Origin of the sequence: Kitasatospora sp. MBT66, from assembly GCF_000710405.2 — a bacterium.
GTDB lineage: Bacteria > Actinomycetota > Actinomycetes > Streptomycetales > Streptomycetaceae > Kitasatospora > Kitasatospora purpeofusca.
On sequence record NZ_JAIY01000003.1, the window covers coordinates 283,435 to 307,575 of the forward strand.

The following is a 24,141-nucleotide window of genomic DNA, read 5'->3' on the forward strand; positions in this document are numbered from 1 at the left end:
GGGGCGGGACCGGTCGTCCCGACCGGTCCCGCCCCGCGGCGGCTTCCCTGCGACCCGTAGGTCAGGACAGCCCGCTGCTCTTCAGCCAGTCCTTGGCCACCGCCGACGGGTCCTCCTTGTCCACCGCGACCTTCTTCATCAGCGCCAGCAGCCCCGCCGTGTCCAGCTTGGCCGACACCGCGTTGAGCGCACCGGTCGCCGTCGCGTCCACCTTGGCCTTGTTGACCAGCGGCGTGACGTTCTGGGCACCGAACAGGTTCTTCGGGTCGGCGAGCGGCACCAGCTTCAGCTGGGTGATCTTCGGGTCGGTGGAGAAGACGTTGCCGACCTGGATCGAGCCGTCCTTGACGGCGTTGGCCGTGGTCTCGCCGGTCGACTTCCACTCCTTGAAGGTCAGGCCGTAGACGTCCTTCAGCGGCTGCTCCTGGCGCGACTTGAACTCCGGCGGACCGCCGATGGTGAACTCGCCCGCCTTGGCGGCCAGGTCCGCGATGGTCTTGAGCCCGAACTTGTCGGCGCTCTCCTGGCTGATGCTCAGGGTGTCCTTGTCCTCGGCGGGGGAGGACTCCAGGATCCCGAGCGAGGCGGGCAGCGTCTTCGTCAGCTCGGCATTGACCGCCGCCGCGGTCGGGTCGGCCGACTTGCCGCCCAGGTAGGCGAGCAGCGCGCCGTTGTACTCGGGCAGCACGGAGAGGCTGCCGCTCTGCAGCTGCCCGTAGAGCACCTCGCGGCTGCCGATGTTGAACTTCTCCTCGACCTTGACGCCCTTGGCCCGGAGCGCCTGGGCGTAGATCGAGCCGAGCAGCACGTTCTCCGGGAAGTTCGCGGAACCGACCACGACCGTCCCGCCCGGGGCGGCGGCCGGGGAGGTCCCGGCGGCGCCCGCCGCCGAGGTCGACGCGCCGCCGGCGGCCGAGGTCGAGGAGCCGCCGCCCAGCGGGTCGCCGCCGGAGGAGGAGCAGGCGGTCGCGGCGAGGGCGAGCGCGGCCAGGGCCGCCACGGAGGCGCTCCGGCGCACCGCCGCCGCTCGGGCCGGCTTCGGGGCCGCGGAACCGCTCAGTGGGGTGAATGTCGACATGGTGACAGGTGTCCTCTCGGGGTGGTCAACTCGGGAAGGGCGAACGGGATGTCCCGGGTCCGGACTGCAGGCGATACCTGACACGGGGCCGGAACCGGAACCGGAGCCGGAAACAGGGGAAAGGGAAGGCGAAGAACGGGGGCGGGCCGGGGCCGGGGGCCGGGCCGCCGTGCTCCCGGCCCCGGCCCCGCGCGGTCACGACGACCGGCGGCCCGCGGCCCGCTGCTGCGCCCGCAACCCTGGCGGGAGCGCGTACCGGGCCAGCAGGGCGAAGAACGCCTGGGCCGCGACGGCCAGCAGGACGACCAGCAGCGCGCCGCCGACCGTCGCCGCGTAGTCCCGGGTGGCCAGCCCGTCGACCACGTACCGGCCGAGGCCGCCGAGCCCGACGTACGCGGCCACCGTCGCGGTCGCGATGACCTGCACGGTCGCGGTCCGGAAGCCGGCCAGCAGGGTCGGCAGCGCCGACGGCAGACAGACCTGCCACAGCACCTGCGGGTGCGTCAGCCCGACACCCCGGGCCGCGTCCCGCACGTCCGGGTCGGTGCCCCGGACCCCCTCGACGGCGGCGACCAGCAGCGGCGGGGCGGCCAGTGCCACCAGCGGCACCAGGACGGCGGTGTCGCCGACCCCCGCGAGCAGGACCGCCAGCGTCACCAGCCCGAGCGTCGGCAGCGCGCGGGCCGCGCCGGCCATCGCGGTCACCACGGTGACGCCGCGCCCGGTGTAGCCGATCAGCAGCCCGAGCGGGACGGCCAGCAGCGCGGCGTAGAGCAGCGCCTCGCCGGAGAGCAGCAGGTGCTCGGCGATCCGGTTGGCGATCGCGTTCGAACCGCTGCGGCGGTCCGGGTCGGAGAAGAAGTCCCCCAGCCAGGTGAACCAGTTCACTGCCCGGCTCCCTTCTCCCGGACGGCCCAGGGCGCGAGCAGCCGGCGGGCGCCGACCAGCAGCAGGTCCACGGCCAGGGCGAGCACCGCGATCAGGACGATCCCGGCCACGATCGGGGTCGGGAAGGTGCGCTGGAAGCCGTCGACGAACAGGTAGCCGAGGCCGCCGCGGCCGACCAGCGCGCCGACCGAGGCCAGCGAGATGCTGGAGACGGCCGCCACCCGCAGACCGGCCACCAGGTAGGGGACGGCGGCGGGCAGTTCGACGGCGGCCAGCCGGTGCCACGGCCCGTACCCCATCGCCGTCGCGGCCTGCCGCACCGGGTCGGGGACGGCGCGCAGCCCGTCCACCGTGGTCGGCAGCAGCACGGCCACCGCGTAGAAGGTGAGCGGGATCATCACGGTGGCCTGGGTGGCCAGCCCGGTGTACGGGATGAGCACCACGAAGACGGCCAGCGAGGGCAGGGCGTAGACGATGTTGAAGACGGCGGCGAGCGGCTGGTAGAGGCGCGGGAACCGGGTGCAGGCCAGGCCGAGCGGGACCGCCAGCAGCAGGCCGATCAGCACCGGGACGAGGGCGATGACGGCGTGGTCGGCGAGCAGGTCGCCGAGGTAGCCGAGGTGGTCGCCGATCCAGTACCAGCGGACGAGGGGTTCATCGTCCACCGCCGGCTCCGTCCGTCTCGGCCGTCGCGTCCGTCGTGGCCTCCGCCTTCACGCCCGTCGCTGCCTCCGCCTTCTCGGCCTGCCGTGCCCCGTTCGTGGACGGCGGGCGGGTCGCGAGCGCGGCGAGCACCGCCTCGCGGTCGGCCGTACCGATCGCGCGGCCCTCCGGGTCCAGGGCGACGGCGATCCCGGTGGGGGACAGCACGGCCGCGTCCAGGGCGGCGCGCAGGGTGTCGGCGTCCGGCCGGAACCCGGGCGCCGGCTCCAGGGCCGCGCCCGCCGCGTCCCGGTCGATCCAGCCGATCGGCCGCCGCCCGTCGTCCAGCATCAGCTCCCAGCCGGCGAACCGGACCCCGTGCGGCGACCGTCCGGCCGCGCCGTCGCCCGGGCCGCCGGGTATCGGCCGGACGGCGACCGAGGCGGCCGGCCGCAGCCCGAGCCCGCGCAGGCCCCGGTCGCGGCCGAGGAAGGCGGCGACGTCCAGGTCCGCGGGCGCCGTGAGCAGCGTGTGCGGATCGGCGAGCTGGGCGATCCGGCCGCGCTCGCGCAGCACCACCACCTGGTCGCCGAGCCGGACCGCCTCCTCGATGTCGTGGGTGACGAACAGCACCGTCTTGTGCAGCTCGGACTGGAGGCGGAGCAGCTCCTCCTGCAGCCCGGCGCGCACCACCGGGTCGACGGCGCTGAACGGCTCGTCCATCAGCAGCACCGGCGGGTCGGCGGCCAGCGCCCGCGCGACACCCACCCGCTGCTGCTGGCCGCCGGAGAGCTGGAACGGGTACCGCTTGGCGGTCTCCGGCGCCAGCCCCACCAGGTCGAGCAGTTCGGCCGCCCGGGCACGGGCCTTCTTCCGGTCCCAGCCGAGCAGATAGGGAACCGTCGCGATGTTGTCGATCACCCGCCGGTGCGGGAACAGCCCGGCCTGCTGGATCACGTAGCCGATGCCGCGCCGGAGCTTGGCCGGGTCCAGCGCCGCCACATCGGTGCCGTCCAGCAGGACCCGCCCCGAGGTCGGTTCGACCATGCGGTTGACCATCCGCAGCAGCGTGGTCTTCCCGCAGCCGGACGGGCCGACCAGCACGGTCGTCCGACCGGTGGGGACGTCGAGGTCGAGGCCCTCGACGGCGACCGTGCCGTCGGGGTGGCGCTTGCCCGCGCCGTCGAATCTGATCACGGGGGAATTCCTCGTCTCGGCGGCTCCCGGTGGCGGCGCCGATGGTGGTGTCTGTCGCTGTGCCGGTCCGTCGGCCTGTCGCTGTGCTGTGGTGCTGTGTCTGTCGCTGTGTCGTGCCGTGTCGTGCCGTGCGGTGCTGTGTCCTGCCGTGCCGTGCGGTGTCGCTGTGCCTGTCGGTCGCCTGGTCTGCCCGCCTTTGGACAAGCGGAAACTCTGATCAGCCTATGACCTGGTGAACCCGGTGTCCCTGATTTACCGGGCGTGGTCGGATTCACCAGGAGCGGCCGACGCGCACGCGGGGAGCACGAGGCGCGTGCTCCGAGGCGCCTGACTCAGCCTTCCCGAGGGCTTCCCCCGGGGCCGCCCTGACGGGTCGGCAGCCCGGCCGCCGCCCAGGCGACGAAGCCGCCGTCCAGGTCGGTCGCCCGGTGCAGGCCCAGCTCGCGCAACGAGGCGGCGGCCAGACTCGACGCGTACCCCTCCGAGCAGACCACCACCACCTCCACGTCGTAGCCGGTGGCCTCCGGGATCCGGTGACTGCCCGTCGGGTCGAGCCGCCACTCCAGCACATTGCGCTCGATGATCAGCGTGTCGGGGATCTCCCCCTCGGCCGCGCGCTGCGCCGCCGGGCGGATGTCCACCAGCAGCGCGCCGGCGCGCTGCGCCCGCAGCGCCTCGTCGGGGCCGGGGCGGTGCACCCCTTCCCGGGCGCGGTCCACCAGGTCGTCGATCGTGGTCACCACTGGTCGGGTCCTTCCTCGGAGGTGCGGACCAGGCCACCGGCCCGCAGTTCGTAGTGCGCCATGGAGCTGAGCGGCGGGGAGTAGGCGTGCAGCGTCACGGCCGGGCCGGACGCGGTGTTGCGGACGTCGTGCACGTACTCGGGACCGAAGGCCCGGGTGGTGCCGGAGCCGATCCGCCGGATCAGCAGCCCCTGCTCGGGACCGCCCAGCGACAGCTCCTCCAGCTCGCCCAGCGCGACCGTGAACGCTCCGCGCGAGCCGCCGTGGTCGTGGAAGCCGGTGGACTGGCCGGGCAGCCAGCTGATCAGCCAGACCTCGTGGTCCTCGTCGGCCGCCAGCCGCCGGTACCAGCGCTCCTCGGTGGAGAGGCGGACGTGGTGGATCCACTGCTCGGGCTGCTCGGCCAGCTCGCGGACGATCTCCCGCAGCGTGTTCGGGGTGAGCGGCGTCCGGCCCTCCCCGGCGGGGGCGGATGCCGGTGCGGGCGTTGTTGTCGGTGCGAGGTCCAGGTTCATGTGGGTGTCCTCGGGACGGGCGGGCGGTGGTGGTGGAGCGGTTCGCCGTGCTGCCCGCGCGCCGCCGTGGGACAGGGTGCGGTGCGGGGCGGGGTGGGACGCTCGTTGCCGTGCGGCGCGTTGCGGAGCCGTGCGTTGCCGGGCCGTGCGGTGGCGCGGGATCCGTGCCGGAGCCGGTGGCGGGTGCGTGCCGCACCGGTCGGACCGGCGGGGTGGCACGGTCGTTCCGGGCGGCGTGGCGTCAGGAGAGCGGTTGCGCGGCGCGGGCCCTGGCAGAGGTCACAGGGCGGAACCGGCGGGAAGGAACAGGGTCAACAGGCACAGATGGAACTCGCCTGGCGTCGGAGGTCGACGTGCAGGCGGCAGACCAGAGTGGTGCCGGTGTCCATGCGCCGGATCCTTCCCGACCGGACGGGCAGGAGTCAAGCGAGCGCGGTCACGGCCGCCCGTCGCGCCGCTGGTCGGACGTGGTCGGAGCCCGTTCGGCGGCGGGCGCCGCCCCGGGGCCGGGCACGCTCCCGCTCCGGTTCGGACCCCGGCCCGGCCGGTCGGCCCCGCCGCCCTTGGCCGGCCCCGTTCCTGCGCCCGCCCCCGTTCCCCCTGCTGCTGCCGTTCCCGCCGCCGGCCCGGCCAGCGCCGCCTCGACGACCGGTCCCGCCTGCTCGCCCAGGTACCGGCCGAGCGTCTGGTAGGCGTCGAACTGCCGGTGGTCGAACCACTGGTCGCCGGCGCCGTCGTACGGGAAGGCCGGATCACCCATCGCGTAGGCGTGCAGCTCGTACGGCATGTCGGGGGTCAGCACGGCCTGCGCGACGATCAGCGTGCCGTGCCGGGCGGACGCGCCACCGTCGGCGTCGCCGAGCTCCAGCGGCCACGGGTACACGATGTCGCCGACCACGACCGCCCGCGCGGCCAGTCGTTCGGCCAGCCGCGCCGCCAGACCGCGCAACGGCGCCTGCCCGCCCTCGCCGCCGGCCCCGCTCCCGCTCCCGGTGCCGGTCCTCGTCCCGGTGCCGGCGTCGGCGCTGCCCGGGACCAGCAGGTCCGGCTCCCGGAGGGTGATGGCGATGCCCAGCTCCTCCCGGGCGAGGGTGATCGCCGCCGCGAGCGACCCCGCGAAGGCGGAGTCGCCGCTCGCGTCGACGCACACCGCCGTCCGCACACCGTGCCGCAGCAACTCGACCAGGCCGAGGTTCTCGTAGTGCCCGCCGTCGGTGGTGAGCAGGAACCGTGCGTCCATCGGGTACCGCCCGAACGCCTCCCGCAGCTGGTACGACAACCGGCGCACGGCGGGCTGCGGCGCGTACCGCCAGTCCCGGTCGGCCGCCCAGAGCGGGGCGAGGGCGGCCGGGTTCGGCAGCCAGGTGCCCAGCCTGGCGTTGGTGATCGCGAACAGCCCCTGGTATGCGTGGGACTGACGGCCCATCGCGGAGGAGAACGCGGCGCCGGAGACGGCCATCGCGGACTGCACCGTGAGGTCCCGGGCGATGTGCCGCCGGGTGCGCCGCTCCAGCAGGTCGGTGCGCGCGTACCCGACGTCCGGGCCGCCCACGTAGTCGGAGGAGAAGGTGAACGACACCGCCCGCCGGCCGGGCGGCGTCCGCGCGCTGCCGGAGAGGTTGGCCGCCGCCGCGAAGATCACCTGGGGGAAGTCCGGGTGCCGGGCGCCGTAGTGGCTCAGCCGGGTCTGCTCGCGGAAGAAGTGGTACGGCCGGGCCAGCACCTCGCCGCCCCGGTCCGCGTCCCCCGTGCCACCTGTCTCCCCGTCCGCCTCCCGGCCTGCCTCCCCGCCCGTTCCCCGGCCTGCCTCCCCGCCCTCGACCGCCCGCCGGACGGCGAAGGCCGAGGCGAGCCGGTGCCGGTAGAAGGGGTGCAGGCCCATCCAGGTCTGGTCGAGGTTGAGCCCGACCGTGCCCAGGACCAGCGGCAGCAGCACCTGGACGGCGGTCGGCCAGGTGTGTCCGGTGGCCACCGCCCAGCCGAAGGCGAGCAGCGCGCCGACGGTGAGCGCCGTCAGGGCCGACCAGAGCACGAGGTACTCGGTGAGCCGGACGGTGAGAGCGCTGCGGCGGGCTCCGCGCAGGACCCCGCCGAGCACCGCCGCGCCCTGCTCGATGGCGTGGCGGCCGTGCCAGAGGATGCCCAGCAGCAGCGCCAGGTAGCTGAGCAGCACGGTGAGGCTGATGCCGGCCCCGGCCTGCCGGGCGCCGACCGCGAGCGCCCGCCGCAGCGCCACCGCGCCCCAGGCCAGACCGGGCACGGCCAGCACACCCAGGGCGAGCAGGACCGCCAGCGCCAGCGCGCCGTGCGAGAAGCGGCGCAGGAGCCGCGGCAGCGGCGTGTTCCAGCCGAGCCAGGAGAAGGTGAGCAGCCACAGCAGCCACCCGGTGGCGGCGGCCGAGAGCAGCCCGGCGAGGGTGAGCAGGACGGGGACCCGGACGGTCGGCGAGCCGCCGGCTGTGCCGAGGCCGCCCAGGTCGGCGAGCGGTACGAGGTGGTAGAACCGGCTCAGGCCGAGGCCGAGCACCAGCACGGCGGCGAGCAGCAGCGCGAGCGCCGCGACCAGACCCCGCAGCAGGGTGCCGAGCGCGATCAACCACTCGCCCGCCCCGTCCGCGAGGTACTTGGAGTGGCGGCGGAGGTGGTCCTCCTCGGGCGAGCCGGGCTCGAGCACGCTGTCGGCGGTCAGGCCGGAGCGCACCCGGACCGGACTGTCGGGCGCGGAGTCGCTCAGCGCCAACTGCATCGCGCCGACCGTGTACCCGCCCCCGGAGACCGCGACCAGGTAGCGCGCCCGCTTCAGCCAGGGGCGCAGCGCCTGGAGCGCGCCGAGGGTGACGCAGGCCGAGCGGATGCCGCCGCCGGAGACGCAGAAGCCGAGCGGAGCGTGCTCGCGGCCGGGCGGGACCCGGGCGGCGTTGTGCCAGCGGGCCTGCCGGGTGAGCGGCCCGTGGCTCCGGGGGCCGGGCGGCCACCGCCCGCCCCGCGCGGTCAGTACCGGCCACGGCGGGATCAGCGGCGGTCCGGCAGCGGCGGGCGGATCCGGCCCCGAGGCCACCCCGGCCCCGCCCCGTCCGCGCACGGCGCGCCCGCCGGCCGCCCGCCCCCGCTGCCCGTACTCGTCCCGCTGCCCCACCCCGCCCTCGTCGCCCTCCGACTCCCGCCGCGTCAGCAGCCCGCGCACCGCCCGGTGCGCGGTGGCGCCGCACACCACGACCGCGACCGCCCCCGAGGGGAGCAGTAGCAGCCATTTGACGGTGGCGAACGCGGCCGCCGCGGCGAACGGCGCGTCCCCGCCCGTCGGTCCGGGACCGGCCATGCCCAGCCCGGCGTCCAGCAGGGCGTCCTCGGCCAGGTCGCAGGCGCCGGCCAGTACGCCCGCCAGGCCCGCGGCCAGTGCCGCCGACCGCCAGTGCACCCGGGTGAACACATGGGCCCCGAGCAGCCCGGCCGCCGCGAGGGTGACCGTGTAGCCGCCGATCAGCCAGAGGTCGGCGTCCAGCGCGGCCCGGAACGCCGGTGCCTGGCCGGCGATCACGGCCTCGGCGGCGGACCGCGAGCCGGCGAGTTGCAGCCGGACGTCCCTGGCGCCCTGGTCGGCGGCCGTCCGCCGGGTGTACAGCAGCCAGCCGAGCACGGCCGGCACCGGTACCGCGAGCCCGAGCAGCACCCCGCCCCAGGCGGGCACCGTGCCCGCCGCCCTGCCCGCCGCCCTGCCGTCGGCCGTCACCACGATCCACCCCTCCCTCTCCACCACCGCACCACCAACACCCGACACCCGACCCCGGGGGACGCACCCCGCGCCCCCCGCGAACGCCCCGGTCCCGTCCGAAGCCTGTCCGGATCCCGCCTGTCCCCGCGGACCCGCAGCCGGTAGGGGCGTCACCACCTTCCTGCCCCGCCGCAGCCCACCCCGAGCATGGATTCACCCGAATGAGTAAGGAGTGCGCTCCCGGGGTAGATGACCGTTTCATCCCACCTACGAGACCCCGCGTGTCCGCCCGGCAGGATCGCCCCGGCCACGTCGCGTCGGACGTATTGTCAGGCGACCGGAGCCGGGCCTACGGTCGACGCACCAACTTTCTACGCACGTAGACATCCACCGCAGGCAGCACCGCCCGCCGACCCTCGGACCGCGGGCCCGCCCCCGGACGGGCCGCGGAGTTGCGGAGGTACCCATGTCGCAGATCGTCTGTGCCGCCCTCGTCCAGACCCGCTGGACCGGCGACCAGGAGAGCATGATCGCCCTCCACGAGCGCTACGCCCGCGAGGCGGCCGCACAGGGCGCGAAGATCCTCGGCTTCCAGGAGGTCTTCAACTCCCCGTACTTCTGCCAGGTGCAGGACCCGGAGCACTACCGCTGGGCCGAGCCCGTCCCCGACGGCCCCACCGTGCGGCGGATGCGCGAACTCGCCCGCGAACTCGGCCTCGTCCTGGTCGTCCCCGTCTACGAGGAGGACCAGCCCGGCGTCTACTACAACACCGCCGCCGTGATCGACGCCGACGGCAGCTACCTCGGCAAGTACCGCAAGCACCACATCCCGCAGGTCAAGGGCTTCTGGGAGAAGTACTACTTCAAGCCCGGCAACCTCGGCTGGCCGGTCTTCGACACCGCGGTCGGCAAGGTCGGCGTGTACATCTGCTACGACCGGCACTTCCCCGAGGGCTGGCGCGCCCTGGGCCTGGGCGGCGCGCAGATCGTCTACAACCCCTCCGCCACCAGCCGCAGCCTCTCCGCCTACCTGTGGCAGCTCGAACAGCCCGCCGCCGCCGTCGCCAACGCCTACTACGTGGCCGCCATCAACCGCGTCGGCACCGAGGAGTACGGCGACAACGACTTCTACGGCACCTCCTACTTCGTCGACCCGCGCGGCCGGTTCGTCGGCGAGGTGGCCTCCGACAAGGAGGAGGAGCTGGTCGTGCGCGACCTCGACCTCGACCTCATCGAACAGGTCCGCCAGCAGTGGGCGTTCTACCGCGACCGCCGCCCGGAGGCGTACGGACCACTGACCGAGGCGTGACGGAGAGGGGCACGAGCACACCATGACCAGCACTCCCGGCACCACCCCGAGCAGCACCCCGAGCGGCACCCCCGCCACCGGCCGGGCCACCGGCACGGCCACAGCCCGGACCGGGCGCACCGCCGTCCGCGGCGGCCTCGTCGTCACCGCCACCGAGGAACTGCGCGCCGACGTCCTCGTCGAGGGCGAACGGATCGCCGCCCTCGCCGCCACCGGCAGCGAGGCCGCCCTCTCCTGGACCGCGGACACCGTGATCGACGCCGACGGCCACTACGTCGTCCCCGGCGGCGTCGACGCCCACACCCACATGGAACTGCCGTTCGGCGGCACCCACGCCTCCGACACCTTCGAGACCGGCACCCGCGCCGCCGCCTGGGGCGGCACCACCACCATCGTCGACTTCGCCGTCCAGTCGGTCGGCGGCAGCCTGCGCGAGGGCCTGGACACCTGGCACGCCAAGGCCGAGGGCAACTGCGCGATCGACTACGCCTTCCACACCATCGTCTCCGACGTCACCGACGCCGTCCTCAAGGAGATGGACACCCTCGTCGACTCCGGCGAGTCCACCTCCTTCAAGCTGTTCATGGCCTACCCCGGCGTCTTCTACAGCGATGACGGCCGCATCCTGCGCGCCATGCAACGCGGCGCCGCCAACGGCGGGTTGACCATGATGCACGCCGAGAACGGCATCGCCATCGACGTCCTCGTCGAACAGGCCCTCGCCGCCGGCCGCACCGCGCCCCGCTACCACGGCGAGGTCCGCCGCGAACTGCTGGAGGCCGAGGCCACCCACCGGGCGATCAAGCTCGCCCAGGTCGCCGGCAGCCCCCTCTATGTGGTCCACGTCTCCGCCGCCTCCGCCCTCGCCGAACTCGCCCGGGCCCGCGACGAAGGACTCCCCGTCTTCGGCGAGACCTGCCCGCAGTACCTCTTCCTCTCCACCGACAACCTCGCCGAGGAGGGCGCCGACGGCTTCGAGGGCGCCAAGTACGTGTGCAGCACGCCGCTGCGGCCCCGCGAGCACCAGGAGGCGCTCTGGCGCGGGCTGCGCACCAACGACCTCCAGGTGGTCTCCACCGACCACTGCCCGTTCTGCTACACGGGCCAGAAGGAGCTCGGCCGCGGCGACTTCTCGAAGATCCCCAACGGCCTTCCCGGCGTGGAGAACCGGATGGACCTCCTCCACCAGGCCGTGGTCGACGGACGGATCAGCCGCCGCCGCTGGATCGAGATCGCCTGCACCACCCCGGCCCGGATGTTCGGCCTGCACCCGCGCAAGGGCACCCTCGCCCCCGGCGCCGACGCCGACATCGTGGTCTACGACCCGAACGCCGTCCAGACCGTCTCCGCCGCGACCCACCACATGAACGTCGACTACTCGGCGTACGAGGGGCGCACCCTCACCGGCCGCGCCCGCACCGTGCTCTCGCGCGGCACCGTGGTGCTCGACCGGGGCACCTGGCTGGGCCGGGCCGGCCACGGCGCCTTCCTGCGCCGGGACACCTGCCAGTACCTCGACTGAGCCGCCGTGCCCCGACCGGTCGCCCCTCCCCGGCCGGTCGGACCCGCCCGCCGCCCGGTCCACCCCTCCCGTCCGGTCCGTCTTTCCCGCCCGGTCGCCTCTCCCGACCGCACCCCGACCAACTCCCGGAGCCCGCCTTGGACATCGGCCTCGTCCTGCAGACCGACCCGCCCGCCCGCCTGCTCATCGATCGCATGATCCGCGCCGAGCGGGCCGGCTTCAGCCACGGTTGGACCTTCGACTCCTGCGTCCTGTGGCAGGAACCCTTCGTCATCTACAGCCGGATCCTCGCCGAGACCAGCACCCTCACCGTCGGCCCCATGGTCACCAACCCCTCCACCCGCACCTGGGAGGTCACCGCCTCCCTCTTCGCCACGCTCAACGACATGTTCGGCAACCGCACCGTCTGCGGCATCGGCCGCGGCGACTCCGCGATGCGGGTCGCCGGCCGCAAGCCCGCCACCCTCGACCGGCTCTCCCAGGCCATGCACGCCGTCAAGGAGTTGGCCGAGGGGCGGACCGCCGAGGTCGACGGCACCGAGATGCACCTGCCCTGGGTCGGCGAGGGCGCGCGCCTGCCGATCTGGATGGGCGCCTACGGGCCCAAGGCCCTCGATCTGACCGGCCGTCAGGCGGACGGGTTCATCCTCCAACTCGCCGACCCGTTCCTCACCGAGTACATGGTCAAGGCCGTCCGCCGGTCCGCCGCCGAAGCCGGGCGCGACCCCGATTCGCTCACCGTCTGCGTCGCCGCCCCCGCCTACGTGACCGCCGACGACTCCCCGGCCGCCCTCGCCCACGCCCGCGAGCAGTGCCGCTGGTTCGGCGGCATGGTCGGCAACCACGTCGCCGAACTCGTCCGGCACTACGGCGAGCACTCCGGCCTCGTCCCCGACGAACTCACCGCCTACATCAAGGACCGCCAGGGCTACGACTACAGCCACCACGGCCGCGCCGGGAACCCCGACACCGCCTTCGTCCCGGACGCGATCGTGGACCGCTTCTGCGTCATCGGCCCGGTCGAGACCCACCTCGCCCGCCTCGACCAGCTCCGCGGCCTGGGCGTCGACCAGTTCGCCGTCTACGCCATGCACGACGCCGTCGAATCCACCATCGACGCCTACGGCACGAACGTCATCCCCGCACTGGGCGCCTGACCGGCCCCGGAGCACTCGCGGAGCCGGGCCGGCACTCCTCCGAACGCCTCCGAAGGCCTCCGACTGTTCAACGGGACCCGAACCGCCGACGTTTGGAGGCCTTGCTCCACCCGCTCGCGGCCCCCTCCGCCGGCGGACCGCCCCGGGGCGACGGCACCGGGCGGTCCGCCGGGCGGTGGATCAGCGTCAGCCCCTCGTGGTCCACCGGCTGCCACCGGTGCTCGTGGGTCGCGAAGGCGAAACCCTGTTCGGTGTCCGTGCTGTACGTGAGCACGGCCCGCCCCCGGCCCCGGTACTCCCGCACCTCCTCCCACAGCACCTCGCGGATCCGCGCCGACGGATCGCCGACGAAGACGCCCGGCGAGATCTCGGTGAGCCACCTGGTCAGCAGCCCCCGCAACCCGACCGGGCAGTCCGCGAGCACCAGGGTGATCACCGGCCCGCCCCGGCACCGTGGTTGCGGCCGCCGGGCAGCACGCTGTCGTGGTCGTCGTGCAGCAGCACGACATCCTCCTCCTCCGCATCCGGCTCGTCCGCCCCGCGCGCCTCGCCCGTGTCGGCCGGCCGGTACGGCGCGAGCAGGCCCCGCACGTCCCCGACCACCCGCTCCAGCAGCCTGCCCGCGCGGATCCGCTCCCGCAACGCCCGCCTGGTCCGCCCCGCCACGTCCTCCGGCCCCTCCGCGGCCGCGTCGAACGCCGCCGGGATGCCGAACTCCACCTTGTAGAGGTCCGCGACGTCCAGCACGAACGACCGCTCGTGCCCCGAGTGCACGAAGCCGAGCGAGGGCGAGCACCCCAGCGCGACGACCACCGAGTGCGCGACCCCGTACAGGCACTGCGCGGCCGCCGTCACCGCCTGGTTCGGCGCGTCACCCGCCGCGAAGTCCCCCGGATCGTAGGTGCGCCGTACCCAGCGCACACCCGTCCGGGCGGCCTCCGCGCGGTACACCTCCTTGACCCGGGTGCCCTCGCCGCCCAGCAGTTCCCGTCGGGTCATCCCCGCCGGATCCGCGTCCGGGAACCGCAGCCGGTACATCTCCCGCGCCACGTCCAGCCGATGGCGCCGGTTCGCCCACGCTGTGGCCTGCGCCTCCACCAGCCCGGCCGACCGGGTCAGTGCCCGCCCGCCCGCGTAGTACCGCACGCCCTGCTCGCCCACCCACACCACACCCGCGCCGGACTCGCCGAGCACGCTCATCGCCTGGTGCGTCACCCGGGTTCCCGGCCCGAGCAGCAGCACCCCGATCGTCGCCGAGGGGATGTACCGGACACCGGACTCGTCGGTGGCGGTGATCGCGTTGTCCTCGCGGTGGATCGTGCAGCGCTCCAGATAGAGGAACGAGACCCGGTCGCCGATCCGCGTCAGCTCGCGGGGAGAAGAGACCGGCCTGCGCGCCGGAGTCGTCGCCACCGCGTCACCCCCGCACCGGCGCGAGCGTCATCAGCCCGCACCCGTAGGCCTTCGCCTTGCCCAGTCCGGCGGTGAGGGTGCGGCGCAGCGCGTCCGGATCGGTCACCCGCAGACGGCCGTCGTAGGTCGCGGTCACCAGGGTGACCCGGTGGCGGCCGGCCTGCACCCGGTCGTTCTTGCCGAACGACACCGCCTGCTGCCGGTGGACCACGAGTTCGTGCCCGTCCCCCTCCGTCAGCAGCCGCCGGTCCGGGGCCTTCTCGACGACGGTGAAGCCGGACCGCTCCTGCTGCCGCAACAGCCAGTCCGCCTGGTGCCGTTGGGTGAGGTGCGCGGTCCGCTTGGTCGGCTCGTCGGGCTTGCGGCGGATGCTGTGGACGGGGTTGGCGGTCAGCCGGAAGGCGAAGGTCGAACCGGCGGAAATGGCGGCCAGGAACGCACCGTAGTCGAAGGTCTGCCAGCCGCCGGTGGTCGGCCAGCCGGCCTGCTCCACCAGGTGGGTGAGGTCCGGGCGTTGCGGGCCCACCAGGTAGAGGAGCACCTCCGACCGGGAGTTGTGGTCGATCCGCCAGAGCACGCGGGGCACCGACCCGGCCGCCGCTGCCGGGATCGACGACGGCGGTTCGGCGAACGAGGCCATCACCGCACCGTGCAGGAGCTGCGGCGAGGAGAGCAGCCGCCGGGCCCCGGCCCGGGCGGTGTTGACGCGAAAGCGGGTGAGGAACATGTCAGTCCGATTCCGGTTCCAGGGGGTTCAGATGGGCCGTCGGATCGTGATCGGCCTCCGCCGTGGGCGCGTTGACGACGAAGGAGACCACCCCGCGCAGCGCGTACCGGCGGTGCCGGGGGTCGAAGCTCAGCGGAAGGTCGCGCAGCAGGTCGGCCCGGGGCTGCTCCTCCGGTTCGGCATCGGCCTGGACGGGCAGCGCCACGGACGCCGCGTGGTGGCGCCGCCGGTACCACGGCGCCGCCTGCCACGGCTCCCGCTCCAGCACCGACCGCAGTCCAGCCCCCGACCGGACGCCCAGGTCGACCGGCCCGCTCGGCGGGCACGAACGGCGGCCCAGGTACGGCAGGTGCACCGGCGCGCGCAGCGCCGCCGCCAGCGCGTCGACCGTCGCGTCCGGCCCCTCCACCGCGGCCACGAACACCGCGTCCGCGAGGTAGAACCGCTCGGACAGCGGCATGGGCTTCTCGGTGTCCCCGTGGTGGGCCGTCTGGAGGTCCCGCACCCGGGTACCCGGCTGCTCGGTGCGGACCGCGAACCGCAGCGCCGCCAGATCCGCCAGGTCCTCGCCCCGGTCCCGGCCGAGCGCCCCGGCGAGCATCCCCAGCACCCCGCTCTTGGTGGGCGCCGACTCGGTGGTCCGCCGGACGAACCGCGCGGCGGACCCCCAGGACTGGAGCGGCCCGGCCAGCCGCAGCAGCAGCACGCTCACCCGGCCGACCCCGCCAGTCGCTTCGCCACCGCGGCGCCGATCGCGCCGACCAGCGCCTCCAGCCCCACCTCGGCGCCGAGCCCGGAGAGCGCGGACGTCCGCTCGCCGACCCTGAGCACCCAGCTGTCCTCCGTCACCGCGCCGAACGCCTTCTCCACCGCGGGTACGTACGCGGCCAACGCCTCGCAGGCGCCCGCGACATGGCCACCGGTGAGGCCGTCGCCGCCCGCCTGCACGGCCTCCTCGAACGCCCCGGCGAAACTGATCGGCCGGGCCGAGCGGAGCTTGACGACCACCGCGTCCGGGAGGGTCTGGTTGGCGAAGGTGTTGATCTTGCCGGTGGGGATCGACGTCACGAACGCCTCGACGAACGCCTCCACCGCCCGCCGCACCGGCTCCGCCGCCGGCTCGTCCGCGCGCAGCCCGTCCCCGAGGTTCGCCCGCAGCCGGTCCACGTCCACCGCCGCGTAGCGGTACAGCGTCGCCGAGTTGAAGTCGACCGTGCCGATCATGCCCGCCCCGGGCTCGTCCTCCTTCCGCTCGTCGTCCACGGCCGTGTAGTAGTCCGACTCGATCTCCACCGCGTGCACACTGATCGCATGGGCCACCTGCGCGGCGGCGTCCACATTGATGTCCGAGGCGTCCGCCACCATCCGCCCGAACAGCGCGATGTCCACCGAATGACGGGTGTTCGCCGCCTCGCGGGCGCGGGCCTTGTTCTCCTTGCCCTTGAAGAACTCCTTCAGCTCGCCCGAACCCTTCGACCCGCCTGACTCCTTCAGCCCCTCGGCGGCGAGCGCCGCCAGGGCGTCCAACTGCCGGCTGCTGAGGAACATCAGGTACTGCGACTCCGGCGCCGGATCCTCACCGTCGCCCTTCGCCTTCCGCGCCGGCGGAGCCACCTTGGCACCCGTCGCGGCCGTGATCGTGTCGGCCGCCGCCTGCCACGCCGCCGCCTCCTCCAGCCCCACCCCCAGCGCGGTGATCCGCGCCGCCAGCAGCTCCGCCACCTTCTTGGTGCGCACCCCGAGCTCGGCCGGGTCCAGCAGCCCCTCGAACGCCCTGCGGGTCGCCCGCTTCCACGCCTGACTGGACACCCGGGCCCGCCGGACACCGCCGTACACCGCCGACTTGGGCGAGCCGGTGTCGTCCCGGTTGAGGTTGCTCGGCGGCACGGTCTGCAGGATGTGGACGTCCAGGATGGTGCGGCTGGTCACGATTGGTCCTTGTCGGTGTAGGGATCGAGATCGGAAGGCTCGACGGCGGTGTGCTCGGCGGAGGTCCCGCCCGTGCTCCTCGGGCGCCGGTACGCGTGGAAGCTCCGCCCCCAGGCCCGGTTCACCTCGCCCCGCCCGTCCGGCCGTTGCCACCGGTACAGCTGGTCGGCGAGCAGCCCGTAGTCCAGCGGGACGGCCTCCCGGCGCAGCAGCACGACGAGCTCCCGCAGCCGCTGCGCGAGGATGTCGAAGGTGGGCGCCGCACCGGCCCTCACGAACCGCTTCCGCAAGGGCTCGTCGATGTCGTCCGAAGGCATCAACTGCCGCACCGCACCGCCCAACTGGGGTCCACTGGTGCGGTGCATCCCGGCCTCGCGGTGCGACTGCTGGTGCAGCGACCAGAGCGTGACCGCCGTGTGCATCGCGTTCTCGGCCAGGGCGTCCGAGGGGCCGGTCCGACCCTGCGGATACAGCCGCTCCAGGCCGGTCAGGCCCCACAGCTCGGGCAGCGCGTCGATCGGCCGGCCCGCGCCGCGCCGGATCTGCGCGACCCGGGCGACGGCGGCGGACTCGTCGGCGCGGTAGCCGCGCTGCAGTTGGCCGATGTGGTCGCGCGTCGCCGTGCCCGCCCGCCCGAGGGCGGCGAGCCGGGGGGACGGTACGGGGTCGGTGGTCATCGGTCCTCGCCCTCTGTGGAGTTGTCGTCGTTCACGGTCGGGACCGCCGGTGGGTCCGGGTCGGGGAGCGCCTTGGCCAGGGCGAAGCCGAACCGTCGGAACGCCAGCGCGTCGTTGAGCCAGACCCGCCCGCTCCGGCCGGCCACCACCCGGCCCTCCCGGGCAGCCTGCGGGGCGGTGTCCACCAGTTCGCTGCCCAGGGCGAGCAGGATGCGCCGGGCCTGCCGCCGCCAGTCCGCCAGAGCCTCGTCGGGGTGGGTCCGCTGTCCCAACTCGCCGAGCCAGAGCCGGAAGGAGACGTCAAGGTCGGCGTAGCCGCGTTCGGCGGCTGCCGCCTTCGGCCCGTCGGCCGCCGCACCGGCGGCATCCGCGAGGTCGGCAGCCAGCTGGACGACCGCTTTCACACCGTCCTCCGAGTGCTCCACCGCACTCACAGCCTGTCGTCCGTAGCGCTGGTCCCCCTCGTGCAGCAGGATCACCGCCATGGCGACGCCGTCGTCCACCACCTCGTCGAACACCGACTGCTGGGTCCCGTACATCGCGCCGATCGTCCGGGTGCGGATCAGGCGCCCGCGCTCCAGCGCTCGCTCCGTGGTCAGCCGGGCCACCCATTCCAGCACCAACGGGCTCAGGTACTCCGCCGGCTCACCGGGCTTCGCGGCCTTCGAAGCGGTCTGCTTCTGCAACAGGGCGGGCAGACCGCGCCACGCCGAACGCGCCGGATCGTGCTGACGGGGCAGGTAGACGGGCACCCGGCCGAGCTTCTTCTCCTGGGGCCGACTGCGCCGCCAGCCGGTCAGCGGCTCGGTGAACCGGCGGTCGTGGGCCGCGAGCGGATCCCCGTAGGAGAGCACCGCCCCGGTCACCGCGCTCCCGTCGTGGTGCAGCCGGATGCGCCGGGACTGCCAGGTGTACAGGTCGCGCGGTCCGGACGGGCGGTGGGACGGGTCCGCAGCCTCCGGATCCGGCTCCGGGCTGTACGGGCCGCGCCGCCAGGAAGGACGGTCCTCCTCGCGGAAGCGGGCCCCGGCGGTGTCCGCGGCCACCAGGTTGAGGAGGAGCGTCTGCCGCAGGTCGTCCCCTTCGGCGAGGACACCACCGAGACCGCCCGCCCACCCCGTGCCCAGCGGGTACACCTTCCCGCCCTTCGCCCGACCGTCGCCCGCCGCGGCCGACTTGATGCCCGAGGTGTCGAAGGCGTGCGCGTGCACCAGCCAGCGCGCCGCCTCGGAGAAGGCGAGCCGGTCGACGGACGGCATCCGCATGGAGAAGAACGGGTCGCCGTTCGGCACATCGGCCACCAGCCGGTTCAGCGAGGCGACTTCGTCCTTCTCGGTGCGCAACTCCGGCACCTGGAAGAACGGGGTCTCCGGGTGCAGCAGGTCGAAGCGCTCCCGGTGCCGGTCGAGGTAGCGGCCGACGACGGCGAAGGCGCCCGGGTCCTCCCACAGCTCCTCCCAGTCCTCCAGTTCGGCGGGCCCGTCCACCGCGTCGTGCAGGATCGCCAGCAACAGCCGCATCAGCGCGAACTCCTGCGTCGGCACGTCCCCGACCAGCCGCCGGACCGCGGCCGCTTCGGCGAACACCTCGCGCAGCGACAGCTCGACGGTCGTCCCGTCCAGCCGCTGCACCGGTAGCCAAGGACGGGACACCAGGTCGAACGAGGGCACGTTCTTCACCAACCTCACCTCACGGGCTCCGGCCGGGTGCACCGACAGGCCGTCGCCCGGGTTGTACTCCAGCTCGAAGCCCGCCAGTTCGGCCCGGCCGTGCTCGTCGAGCAGCAGCACCAGCTCGCCGTCGAGCTGCGGACACTCCTTGACCTGCCAGGCGGGGACGTACAGCTGCTCCAGCTCCTTGATCGCCTTGTCGATCACCCAGGGCTTGGAGAAGTGGTAGGGGAGCCGCAGACTGCTGGCCGCGAGGGCCTGGGCGGCGTTCCAGCCGGGCACGGTCTCGGTCGGCAGCGGCAGACCGCCTCGGCCCCGGTCCAGCCAGGGGACGGTGGTGAGACTGCCGTCGGGGTGGCGCATCGCGACCATCACCTCCAGGCTCTCCTCGCCGTCCCGGACCTGGGCCTGGCCGGAGCGGTGGTCGTCCACGTCACCCACCCCGGCGTCCAGCCACCCCACCAACGACCGCCCCGGCCGCCGCACCTCGTCCAGCCGGAACACCTCTGCTCGGGCGGTCTGCGCGGCATCCGCGAGTCGCTGCTCCTCCGCCGCCTCCGCCATCGCGGCCGACCAGGCGGAGGGGCCCACCGGTTCGCCGCCGTAGGCCCGCTGGACCAGCCCGTTGATGTCGTCCGGGAGCGTCAGCGGGACCCTCTCCACCAGGTGCGGCCACAGCACGGCGGCCGAGCGCAGCAGGTGGTGCCTGCCGTAGACGGACGTCGACCCCTTCAGCGGGCCCGGCAGCGGTTGCGCCGCCCAGTCGACGCCGGTGACCAGGCAGCGGGCCGTCCGCAGCCGCGCCGGCCGGGCGCCCTGCCCCTCGCCGCGCCGGTGGCGGTGCAGCCGGCCCATGCGCTGGAGCACGAGGTCCACCGGGCACAGGTCCGTGACCAGGAGGTCGAAGTCGACGTCGAGGGACTGCTCGGCCACCTGACTGGCGACCACGATGTGCGGCCCGCGCGGCCGGTCCCCGGTGGGGCCGAACCGGTCCAGCAGGTCGCTGTCCTTCCGGGCCCGGTCGAGGTCGACGAAGCGTGCGTGGGCGACGGTGACCGCCTCGTCCCCGAAGCGCTCCCGCAGCCGGTCGGCGGCCTCCAGGACCCGGTCGACGGTGTTGCGGACGACCAGCGCGCAGCCGCCGTCGGCGAGTTCGGTGGAGAGGCGGTCGACAAGTGTGTTGAGTTCGTCGTCGAGCGGCTCCAGGTGAACGGTGCTCCGCCGGGCGGAGTCCGCGGCGGGCCGTCGGACCAGGGGCGGATGCCCCGGCGCGACGGCGGTGAGCAGCGGATAACCGGGTTCCTCCGTGGCCACTTCGGCCTCGGCCGCCGCTCCGCAGTAGGCCTGCACCAGGGCCCGCCGGGTCGCGGCCGGCAGCGTCGCCGACAGCATGACCACCGGCACCCGGTACGCACCCAGCCAGGAGAGCACCCGCTCCAGGTAGGTGTTCATGTAGGCGTCGTTGGCGTGCACTTCGTCGATCACGACGACCTTGCCGGCGAGCGCGAGGTGGCGCAGTGCGAGATGCCGGTTCTTGAGACCGGCGAACAGCACCTGGTCGATGGTGCCGACCGCGAAGGAGGCGAGCAGGCCCTTCTTGCGTCCGCGCAGCCACTGGTGGGCGATCAGCCCGGCGTTCTTCCGCCGCGCCCGGTGCCCGGCCCCCTGCGACCCGTCCGTGTCCACGGCCGCGATCCGGCGCCGGTCGGCGGCCATCATGCCCGCGTACTCGTCGTTGAGCGCGGCCTTCGCGTGGGCGAGGAAGACCGTTCGATCCCCGTCCGCGGGCAGGTGGTTCAGCCACGCGGTGAGACGGGGGAACATCGCGTTGGCGGTCGCGCGGGTCGGCAGCGCGACGTAGCATCCGCCGGCGCCGGTCCGGGCGGCGAAGACCTCGGCGACGGCGAGCGCGGCCTCCGTCTTGCCCTCGCCCATCGGCGCCTCGATCACCAGCAGCCCCGGCGCGGCCAGTTCACGCGCCAGCCGGACGGCCTCCTCCTGGACCGGCCGCGGCGTCCCCCCGGCGGGCAGCTCGAAGCGGGCTTCGAGCAGTTCCTTCGCCCCCTGCGGCGGGTCCGACGGATCCCAGGCGGGCGGGAGGTTCAACCCTTGCCAGGCGGACTGGATGCGCTCCGCCTCCGAACGGGGGCGCTCCTCCGGGAAGTAGGGGAAGAGATCGGGATTGCTGGCGATCCAGTCGGCCATGATGACGATGCCGGTCAGGAGCACCTGGACGGGCTGCGGCAGCTTGGCGCCTTGGACCGACCGCAGTACGTCGACTGTTCCGAGTACTGCCGTGCACGCGTCGAGCAGCTCGAACTGCACATCGCGCCACAGCTTTTCGCTCGCCCCGGGTGTACGGATCAGGTCCTCGCGCAGTTCGAGGTCGTGCAACTGCCCGTGTCCCGGCGGCACCCCGTGGTGCCCACCGACGACCACCGCCAACTGCCCGGCGGTCCGGTGCTTCCACCCGTGCCGCTCCACCAGCCATTCCTGGACGATCAGTTGACCGGCGAGCCCGTGCGGGGCGGTGCGCCGGTCGTCCCCGTACTGCTGCGGATCACGCATCGCCAGCCCGGCCGCCCGCATGTTCTCGGCGAGCCCGTCGACCTGACACGCGAACGCGGGCGTGGCTTTCCCGACGTCGTGCACGGTCGCCAACCACACGGCGAGCTCCCGCGCCAGTACCTGGCTGCCTCCGAGCGTGTCGGCGATCAACTCCCGTACGTTCCTGGGAAGCCACCCGTCCCACAGCAGCCCGGCGACGGCCCCGCTGTCCGCCATGTGCCGCCACAGCGGCATCCACCCGGAGGTGTCCCTGTCGGACTTGGCCCAGACGGTGCGAGCGGCAAGGGAGAGGCGCGCGGACAGTTCCGGACCGGTAGGCGTTCCAGTCACGCCGCCATTCAACAGGGCTTGTGGCTGTGTCCTGATCGAACGACCGTGAGTGATCGAATCTGATTGATAGTGGACCCTGGTGACAGCATTTGCTTGATCGTTTACGGGCTGTTCAAGGGCTTATGTGTGAGTGGGCACTAGCGAATGCGGGAGCGGTGCGGGGTTGCTGCCCTGTGCCGGGGCCGGCGCAGGGCAGCCGAGTCATGAGGCTTGACAGGGCCGGTCGCAGTGAGTGGACCGAGTAGCAGTCACGACAACCACCATGCCGACCAGGGCGACGACGCCGAGTCGGATGCCGACATCCGGCCGGGACCTCGATCCGGCCCCGGCCGCCACGCAGACGGTGAGCAGGCTCAGCAGCGTGATCTCTCCCTGGCGGCTGAGTGCGAACGGCAGGCGTCTGAGTTCCATGGGGGTGCTCCGCTGTCGAATCGGAGGCCGATGCCGCGATTGCGGCAGCGCCTGGCACTCAGTATGCGGACGGACGCACCTGCGGGAGGTGAGCGACACATTGAAATGTGGCGATAAGTAGCAGAGCAACTACACAGTTGTGAGAAGGAATGGGAGTGCTCTCGGTGGTGAGAGAGCCTCAGGTGCGAAGGGGCGATGAGACGGAGGTTCATGAAGGGGTGTCCGATGGACCCCCGAATGAGTTGGGGGCAGGCCCTGGTCTGTCCCGGTCGACATGCTCGACAAGGAGCTATCCCCGCATGCGTGGGGAGCAGAGGTCCGCTGGTGCCAGCAGGGCGGCCACACAGGGATCATCCCGGCGTTCCGCAGGGATCGCTGACCATCGTATTCGAGGACGCGATGCGAACGACTGTCGCCGCGCGGCGAGCGGGTACTGGCAGGCCCGGGTTCAGTGGTCGAAGCGATCGGACGGACGATGTCACCGTATGGGTGCCCTGGGCCCTGAGCTCGCCTATGGCCGGGCTGCGGACACCGCATCGGTGTACTGCTCGATCGTCAGGTCCGTGTCGTTGATGCCGAGTGAGGCAAGTACCGAGTGCACGACGGAGAGCGCCTGCGAGAGGTCGTCCATGCTCGCCTCCGTCTCCAGCTCGATGAAGGTTCCGTCGATCTCGGGGACACGAACAAGGGTGGCGAAGAGTCGGCGGCCGGCCTCCGTGAATTCGTAGTTGCGGCACCGCTTCTCGAACCGGATCCGCGGAACGAACCCGAGCCCCTGGACGATCCCGTGTGCGGCCTCGGCGTTCTCGACCAGGGTTTCGGCCTCCGGCTTGGATCCGGAGGCCTCGTCGACCCGAGCACCCTTGTAGGTCAGAACGGTTCGCGTGTCCTCCGGGCCGTGGACGGTGCGAATCCGCAGCTCGCGGTCGGCTCCCGTCAACGCGCCGTCCGGTGCGTCGTAGTAGGTGTCGCGGTACACCTCGGCGCGGCCGGGCCCGTACCGCTCCTCGAGCGCCTTGAGAAGCCCCTCCGGATCGCGGACCACCGCCTTCAGCTCTGCCTCGATCGACATCGCCCATCCCTTCGTCAAATGATTCGCTCAGCCTCGTTCACCATGTCGTCGAATTGTCGAAGCCACCCGGCGAACAGGGGGTCGTACGGGGTGGCCAGTACCTTATAGGTGGCCGACTCGTGGCCCTCCCAACCGCTGTGGAACGTGCTGACGTAGACGGCGGTATCGAGTCGGATCGTTCGCCAGACCGGCAGGGTTCGGTGCCGGTAGACCTCGACATGGCCGACTTCGGCCAGCCCACGCAGCCGAGCCTCGGCGAGCCGGATTCCACTGGATAGCGACTCGGCGGACTCGCCGATCTCGCCCGCGAGCCGGGGTAGGCCCGGCGCCTCGGGGTTCAGAAGCAGTACTCGGAGCCGTGGCCTGTCGTCCGGGCCGCGTTCGAGATGGGGGCGGAGCAAGGATTCACGCAGACCGAGGAGTCCCAGGCCACGCGGAGACCGACGGCCTGGCCCGGGAGGACGGCCGGATTCTTCGCTGGGGCATCTGGTCCAGCGCGGAGTCCTGGATCGCTCGACAAGTCAGTCGCGGTGACTGCCGGGGGTGGCACGGCCGAGCCCCGGGCCCTGAGGCCGAGTGCA

20 protein-coding genes are annotated in these 24,141 nt (G+C 73.4%); 3 read left to right on the forward strand and 17 right to left on the reverse strand.

From position 1 onward, the window contains the following. Positions 1–61: 61 nt before the first annotated feature. The 8 genes from BI06_RS03185 to BI06_RS50250 all read right to left on the reverse strand — a co-directional run bounded on the left by BI06_RS03185 (position 62) and on the right by BI06_RS50250 (position 8,820). Positions 62–1,078 carry an ABC transporter substrate-binding protein gene (locus tag BI06_RS03185; RefSeq protein WP_078879650.1) on the reverse strand — a complete coding sequence of 339 codons (1,017 nt, stop codon included), beginning with the start codon at positions 1,076–1,078 and terminating at the stop codon, positions 62–64. 195 nt (positions 1,079–1,273) lie between these two features. Further along, complete coding sequence (locus BI06_RS03190) at positions 1,274–1,966, reverse strand: ABC transporter permease (protein ID WP_030391899.1); 693 nt, start codon at positions 1,964–1,966, stop codon at positions 1,274–1,276. Continuing rightward, complete coding sequence (locus BI06_RS03195) at positions 1,963–2,631, reverse strand: ABC transporter permease (protein WP_030391900.1); 669 nt, start codon at positions 2,629–2,631, stop codon at positions 1,963–1,965. Before BI06_RS03195 ends, BI06_RS03190 begins: the two co-directional genes overlap by 4 nt. Continuing rightward, positions 2,621–3,805 (reverse strand): ATP-binding cassette domain-containing protein, encoded by a 1,185-nt coding sequence (locus BI06_RS03200; protein WP_082558233.1) that lies wholly within the window; start codon positions 3,803–3,805, stop codon positions 2,621–2,623. Before BI06_RS03200 ends, BI06_RS03195 begins: the two co-directional genes overlap by 11 nt. A 332-nt stretch (positions 3,806–4,137) precedes the next feature. Next, complete coding sequence (locus BI06_RS03205) at positions 4,138–4,548, reverse strand: rhodanese-like domain-containing protein (protein ID WP_030391902.1); 411 nt, start codon at positions 4,546–4,548, stop codon at positions 4,138–4,140. Further along, positions 4,542–5,063, reverse strand: a complete 522-nt coding sequence (locus tag BI06_RS03210; RefSeq protein WP_030391903.1) for a cysteine dioxygenase family protein — start codon at positions 5,061–5,063, stop codon at positions 4,542–4,544. The genes BI06_RS03205 and BI06_RS03210 overlap by 7 nt, the downstream gene beginning before the upstream one ends. 311 nt (positions 5,064–5,374) lie before the next feature. Beyond that, entirely contained in the window at positions 5,375–5,452 is a 78-nt protein-coding gene (locus BI06_RS55385) for a putative leader peptide (protein WP_106981192.1), read from the reverse strand. Positions 5,453–5,499: 47 nt separating this feature from the next. Next, on the reverse strand, positions 5,500–8,820 hold the full coding sequence (locus tag BI06_RS50250) for a hypothetical protein (RefSeq protein WP_158516374.1): 3,321 nt from the start codon (positions 8,818–8,820) through the stop codon (positions 5,500–5,502). 421 nt (positions 8,821–9,241) lie between these two features. On the opposite strand from BI06_RS50250, the gene BI06_RS03220 reads away from it, so the two are divergent. The 3 genes from BI06_RS03220 (at position 9,242) to BI06_RS03230 (ending at position 12,763) form a co-directional block, all read left to right on the forward strand. Continuing rightward, the gene (locus tag BI06_RS03220) at positions 9,242–10,084 is read left to right on the forward strand and encodes a nitrilase-related carbon-nitrogen hydrolase (RefSeq protein WP_043464891.1); all 843 of its coding nucleotides are present in this window, start codon (positions 9,242–9,244) and stop codon (positions 10,082–10,084) included. A gap of 22 nt (positions 10,085–10,106) precedes the next feature. Beyond that, a complete protein-coding gene (gene hydA / locus BI06_RS03225) occupies positions 10,107–11,606 on the forward strand; it encodes a dihydropyrimidinase (RefSeq protein ID WP_078879652.1) in 1,500 nt (499 codons plus the stop codon). Positions 11,607–11,743: 137 nt separating this feature from the next. Next, positions 11,744–12,763, forward strand: coding sequence for a TIGR03842 family LLM class F420-dependent oxidoreductase (locus BI06_RS03230; protein ID WP_043464893.1), 1,020 nt, complete (start codon positions 11,744–11,746; stop codon positions 12,761–12,763). Between the two features lie 67 nt (positions 12,764–12,830). On the opposite strand, the gene cas2e is transcribed toward BI06_RS03230, so the two are convergent. The 9 genes from cas2e to BI06_RS03280 all read right to left on the reverse strand — a co-directional run bounded on the left by cas2e (position 12,831) and on the right by BI06_RS03280 (position 23,961). Next, the gene (cas2e, locus tag BI06_RS03235) at positions 12,831–13,199 is read right to left on the reverse strand and encodes a type I-E CRISPR-associated endoribonuclease Cas2e (RefSeq protein ID WP_030391908.1); all 369 of its coding nucleotides are present in this window, start codon (positions 13,197–13,199) and stop codon (positions 12,831–12,833) included. Next, positions 13,196–14,176 carry a type I-E CRISPR-associated endonuclease Cas1e gene (gene cas1e, locus BI06_RS03240; protein ID WP_043464895.1) on the reverse strand — a complete coding sequence of 327 codons (981 nt, stop codon included), beginning with the start codon at positions 14,174–14,176 and terminating at the stop codon, positions 13,196–13,198. Before cas1e ends, cas2e begins: the two co-directional genes overlap by 4 nt. Before the next feature lie 4 nt (positions 14,177–14,180). Next, the gene (gene cas6e / locus BI06_RS03245; RefSeq protein ID WP_043464898.1) at positions 14,181–14,903 is read right to left on the reverse strand and encodes a type I-E CRISPR-associated protein Cas6/Cse3/CasE; all 723 of its coding nucleotides are present in this window, start codon (positions 14,901–14,903) and stop codon (positions 14,181–14,183) included. Position 14,904: 1 nt separating this feature from the next. Next, a complete protein-coding gene (gene cas5e / locus BI06_RS03250; RefSeq protein WP_043464901.1) occupies positions 14,905–15,615 on the reverse strand; it encodes a type I-E CRISPR-associated protein Cas5/CasD in 711 nt (236 codons plus the stop codon). Continuing rightward, positions 15,612–16,835 carry a type I-E CRISPR-associated protein Cas7/Cse4/CasC gene (gene cas7e, locus BI06_RS03255; protein ID WP_199523241.1) on the reverse strand — a complete coding sequence of 408 codons (1,224 nt, stop codon included), beginning with the start codon at positions 16,833–16,835 and terminating at the stop codon, positions 15,612–15,614. Before cas7e ends, cas5e begins: the two co-directional genes overlap by 4 nt. Beyond that, positions 16,829–17,509 carry a type I-E CRISPR-associated protein Cse2/CasB gene (gene casB, locus BI06_RS03260; protein ID WP_051740173.1) on the reverse strand — a complete coding sequence of 227 codons (681 nt, stop codon included), beginning with the start codon at positions 17,507–17,509 and terminating at the stop codon, positions 16,829–16,831. The genes cas7e and casB overlap by 7 nt, the downstream gene beginning before the upstream one ends. Then, complete coding sequence (gene casA / locus BI06_RS03265; RefSeq protein ID WP_051740174.1) at positions 17,506–22,077, reverse strand: type I-E CRISPR-associated protein Cse1/CasA; 4,572 nt, start codon at positions 22,075–22,077, stop codon at positions 17,506–17,508. Before casA ends, casB begins: the two co-directional genes overlap by 4 nt. A 922-nt stretch (positions 22,078–22,999) precedes the next feature. Further along, on the reverse strand, positions 23,000–23,560 hold the full coding sequence (cyaB, locus tag BI06_RS03275) for a class IV adenylate cyclase (RefSeq protein ID WP_043464908.1): 561 nt from the start codon (positions 23,558–23,560) through the stop codon (positions 23,000–23,002). A gap of 14 nt (positions 23,561–23,574) precedes the next feature. Then, positions 23,575–23,961, reverse strand: a complete 387-nt coding sequence (locus BI06_RS03280; RefSeq protein ID WP_051740175.1) for a hypothetical protein — start codon at positions 23,959–23,961, stop codon at positions 23,575–23,577. Positions 23,962–24,141: the final 180 nt, after the last annotated feature.

Bases quoted from the DNA above. Each gene is read 5' to 3' on its own strand.
- hydA (WP_078879652.1), top strand. From the start codon at position 10,107: ATGACCAGCACTCCCGGCACCACCCCGAGCAGCACCCCGAGCGGCACC.
- BI06_RS03210 (WP_030391903.1), bottom strand. From the start codon at position 5,063: ATGAACCTGGACCTCGCACCGACAACAACGCCCGCACCGGCATCCGCC.
- BI06_RS03220 (WP_043464891.1), top strand. From the start codon at position 9,242: ATGTCGCAGATCGTCTGTGCCGCCCTCGTCCAGACCCGCTGGACCGGC.
- cyaB (WP_043464908.1), bottom strand. From the start codon at position 23,560: ATGTCGATCGAGGCAGAGCTGAAGGCGGTGGTCCGCGATCCGGAGGGG.
- BI06_RS55385 (WP_106981192.1), bottom strand. From the start codon at position 5,452: ATGGACACCGGCACCACTCTGGTCTGCCGCCTGCACGTCGACCTCCGA.
- BI06_RS03185 (WP_078879650.1), bottom strand. From the start codon at position 1,078: ATGTCGACATTCACCCCACTGAGCGGTTCCGCGGCCCCGAAGCCGGCC.
- casB (WP_051740173.1), bottom strand. From the start codon at position 17,509: ATGACCACCGACCCCGTACCGTCCCCCCGGCTCGCCGCCCTCGGGCGG.
- cas6e (WP_043464898.1), bottom strand. From the start codon at position 14,903: ATGTTCCTCACCCGCTTTCGCGTCAACACCGCCCGGGCCGGGGCCCGG.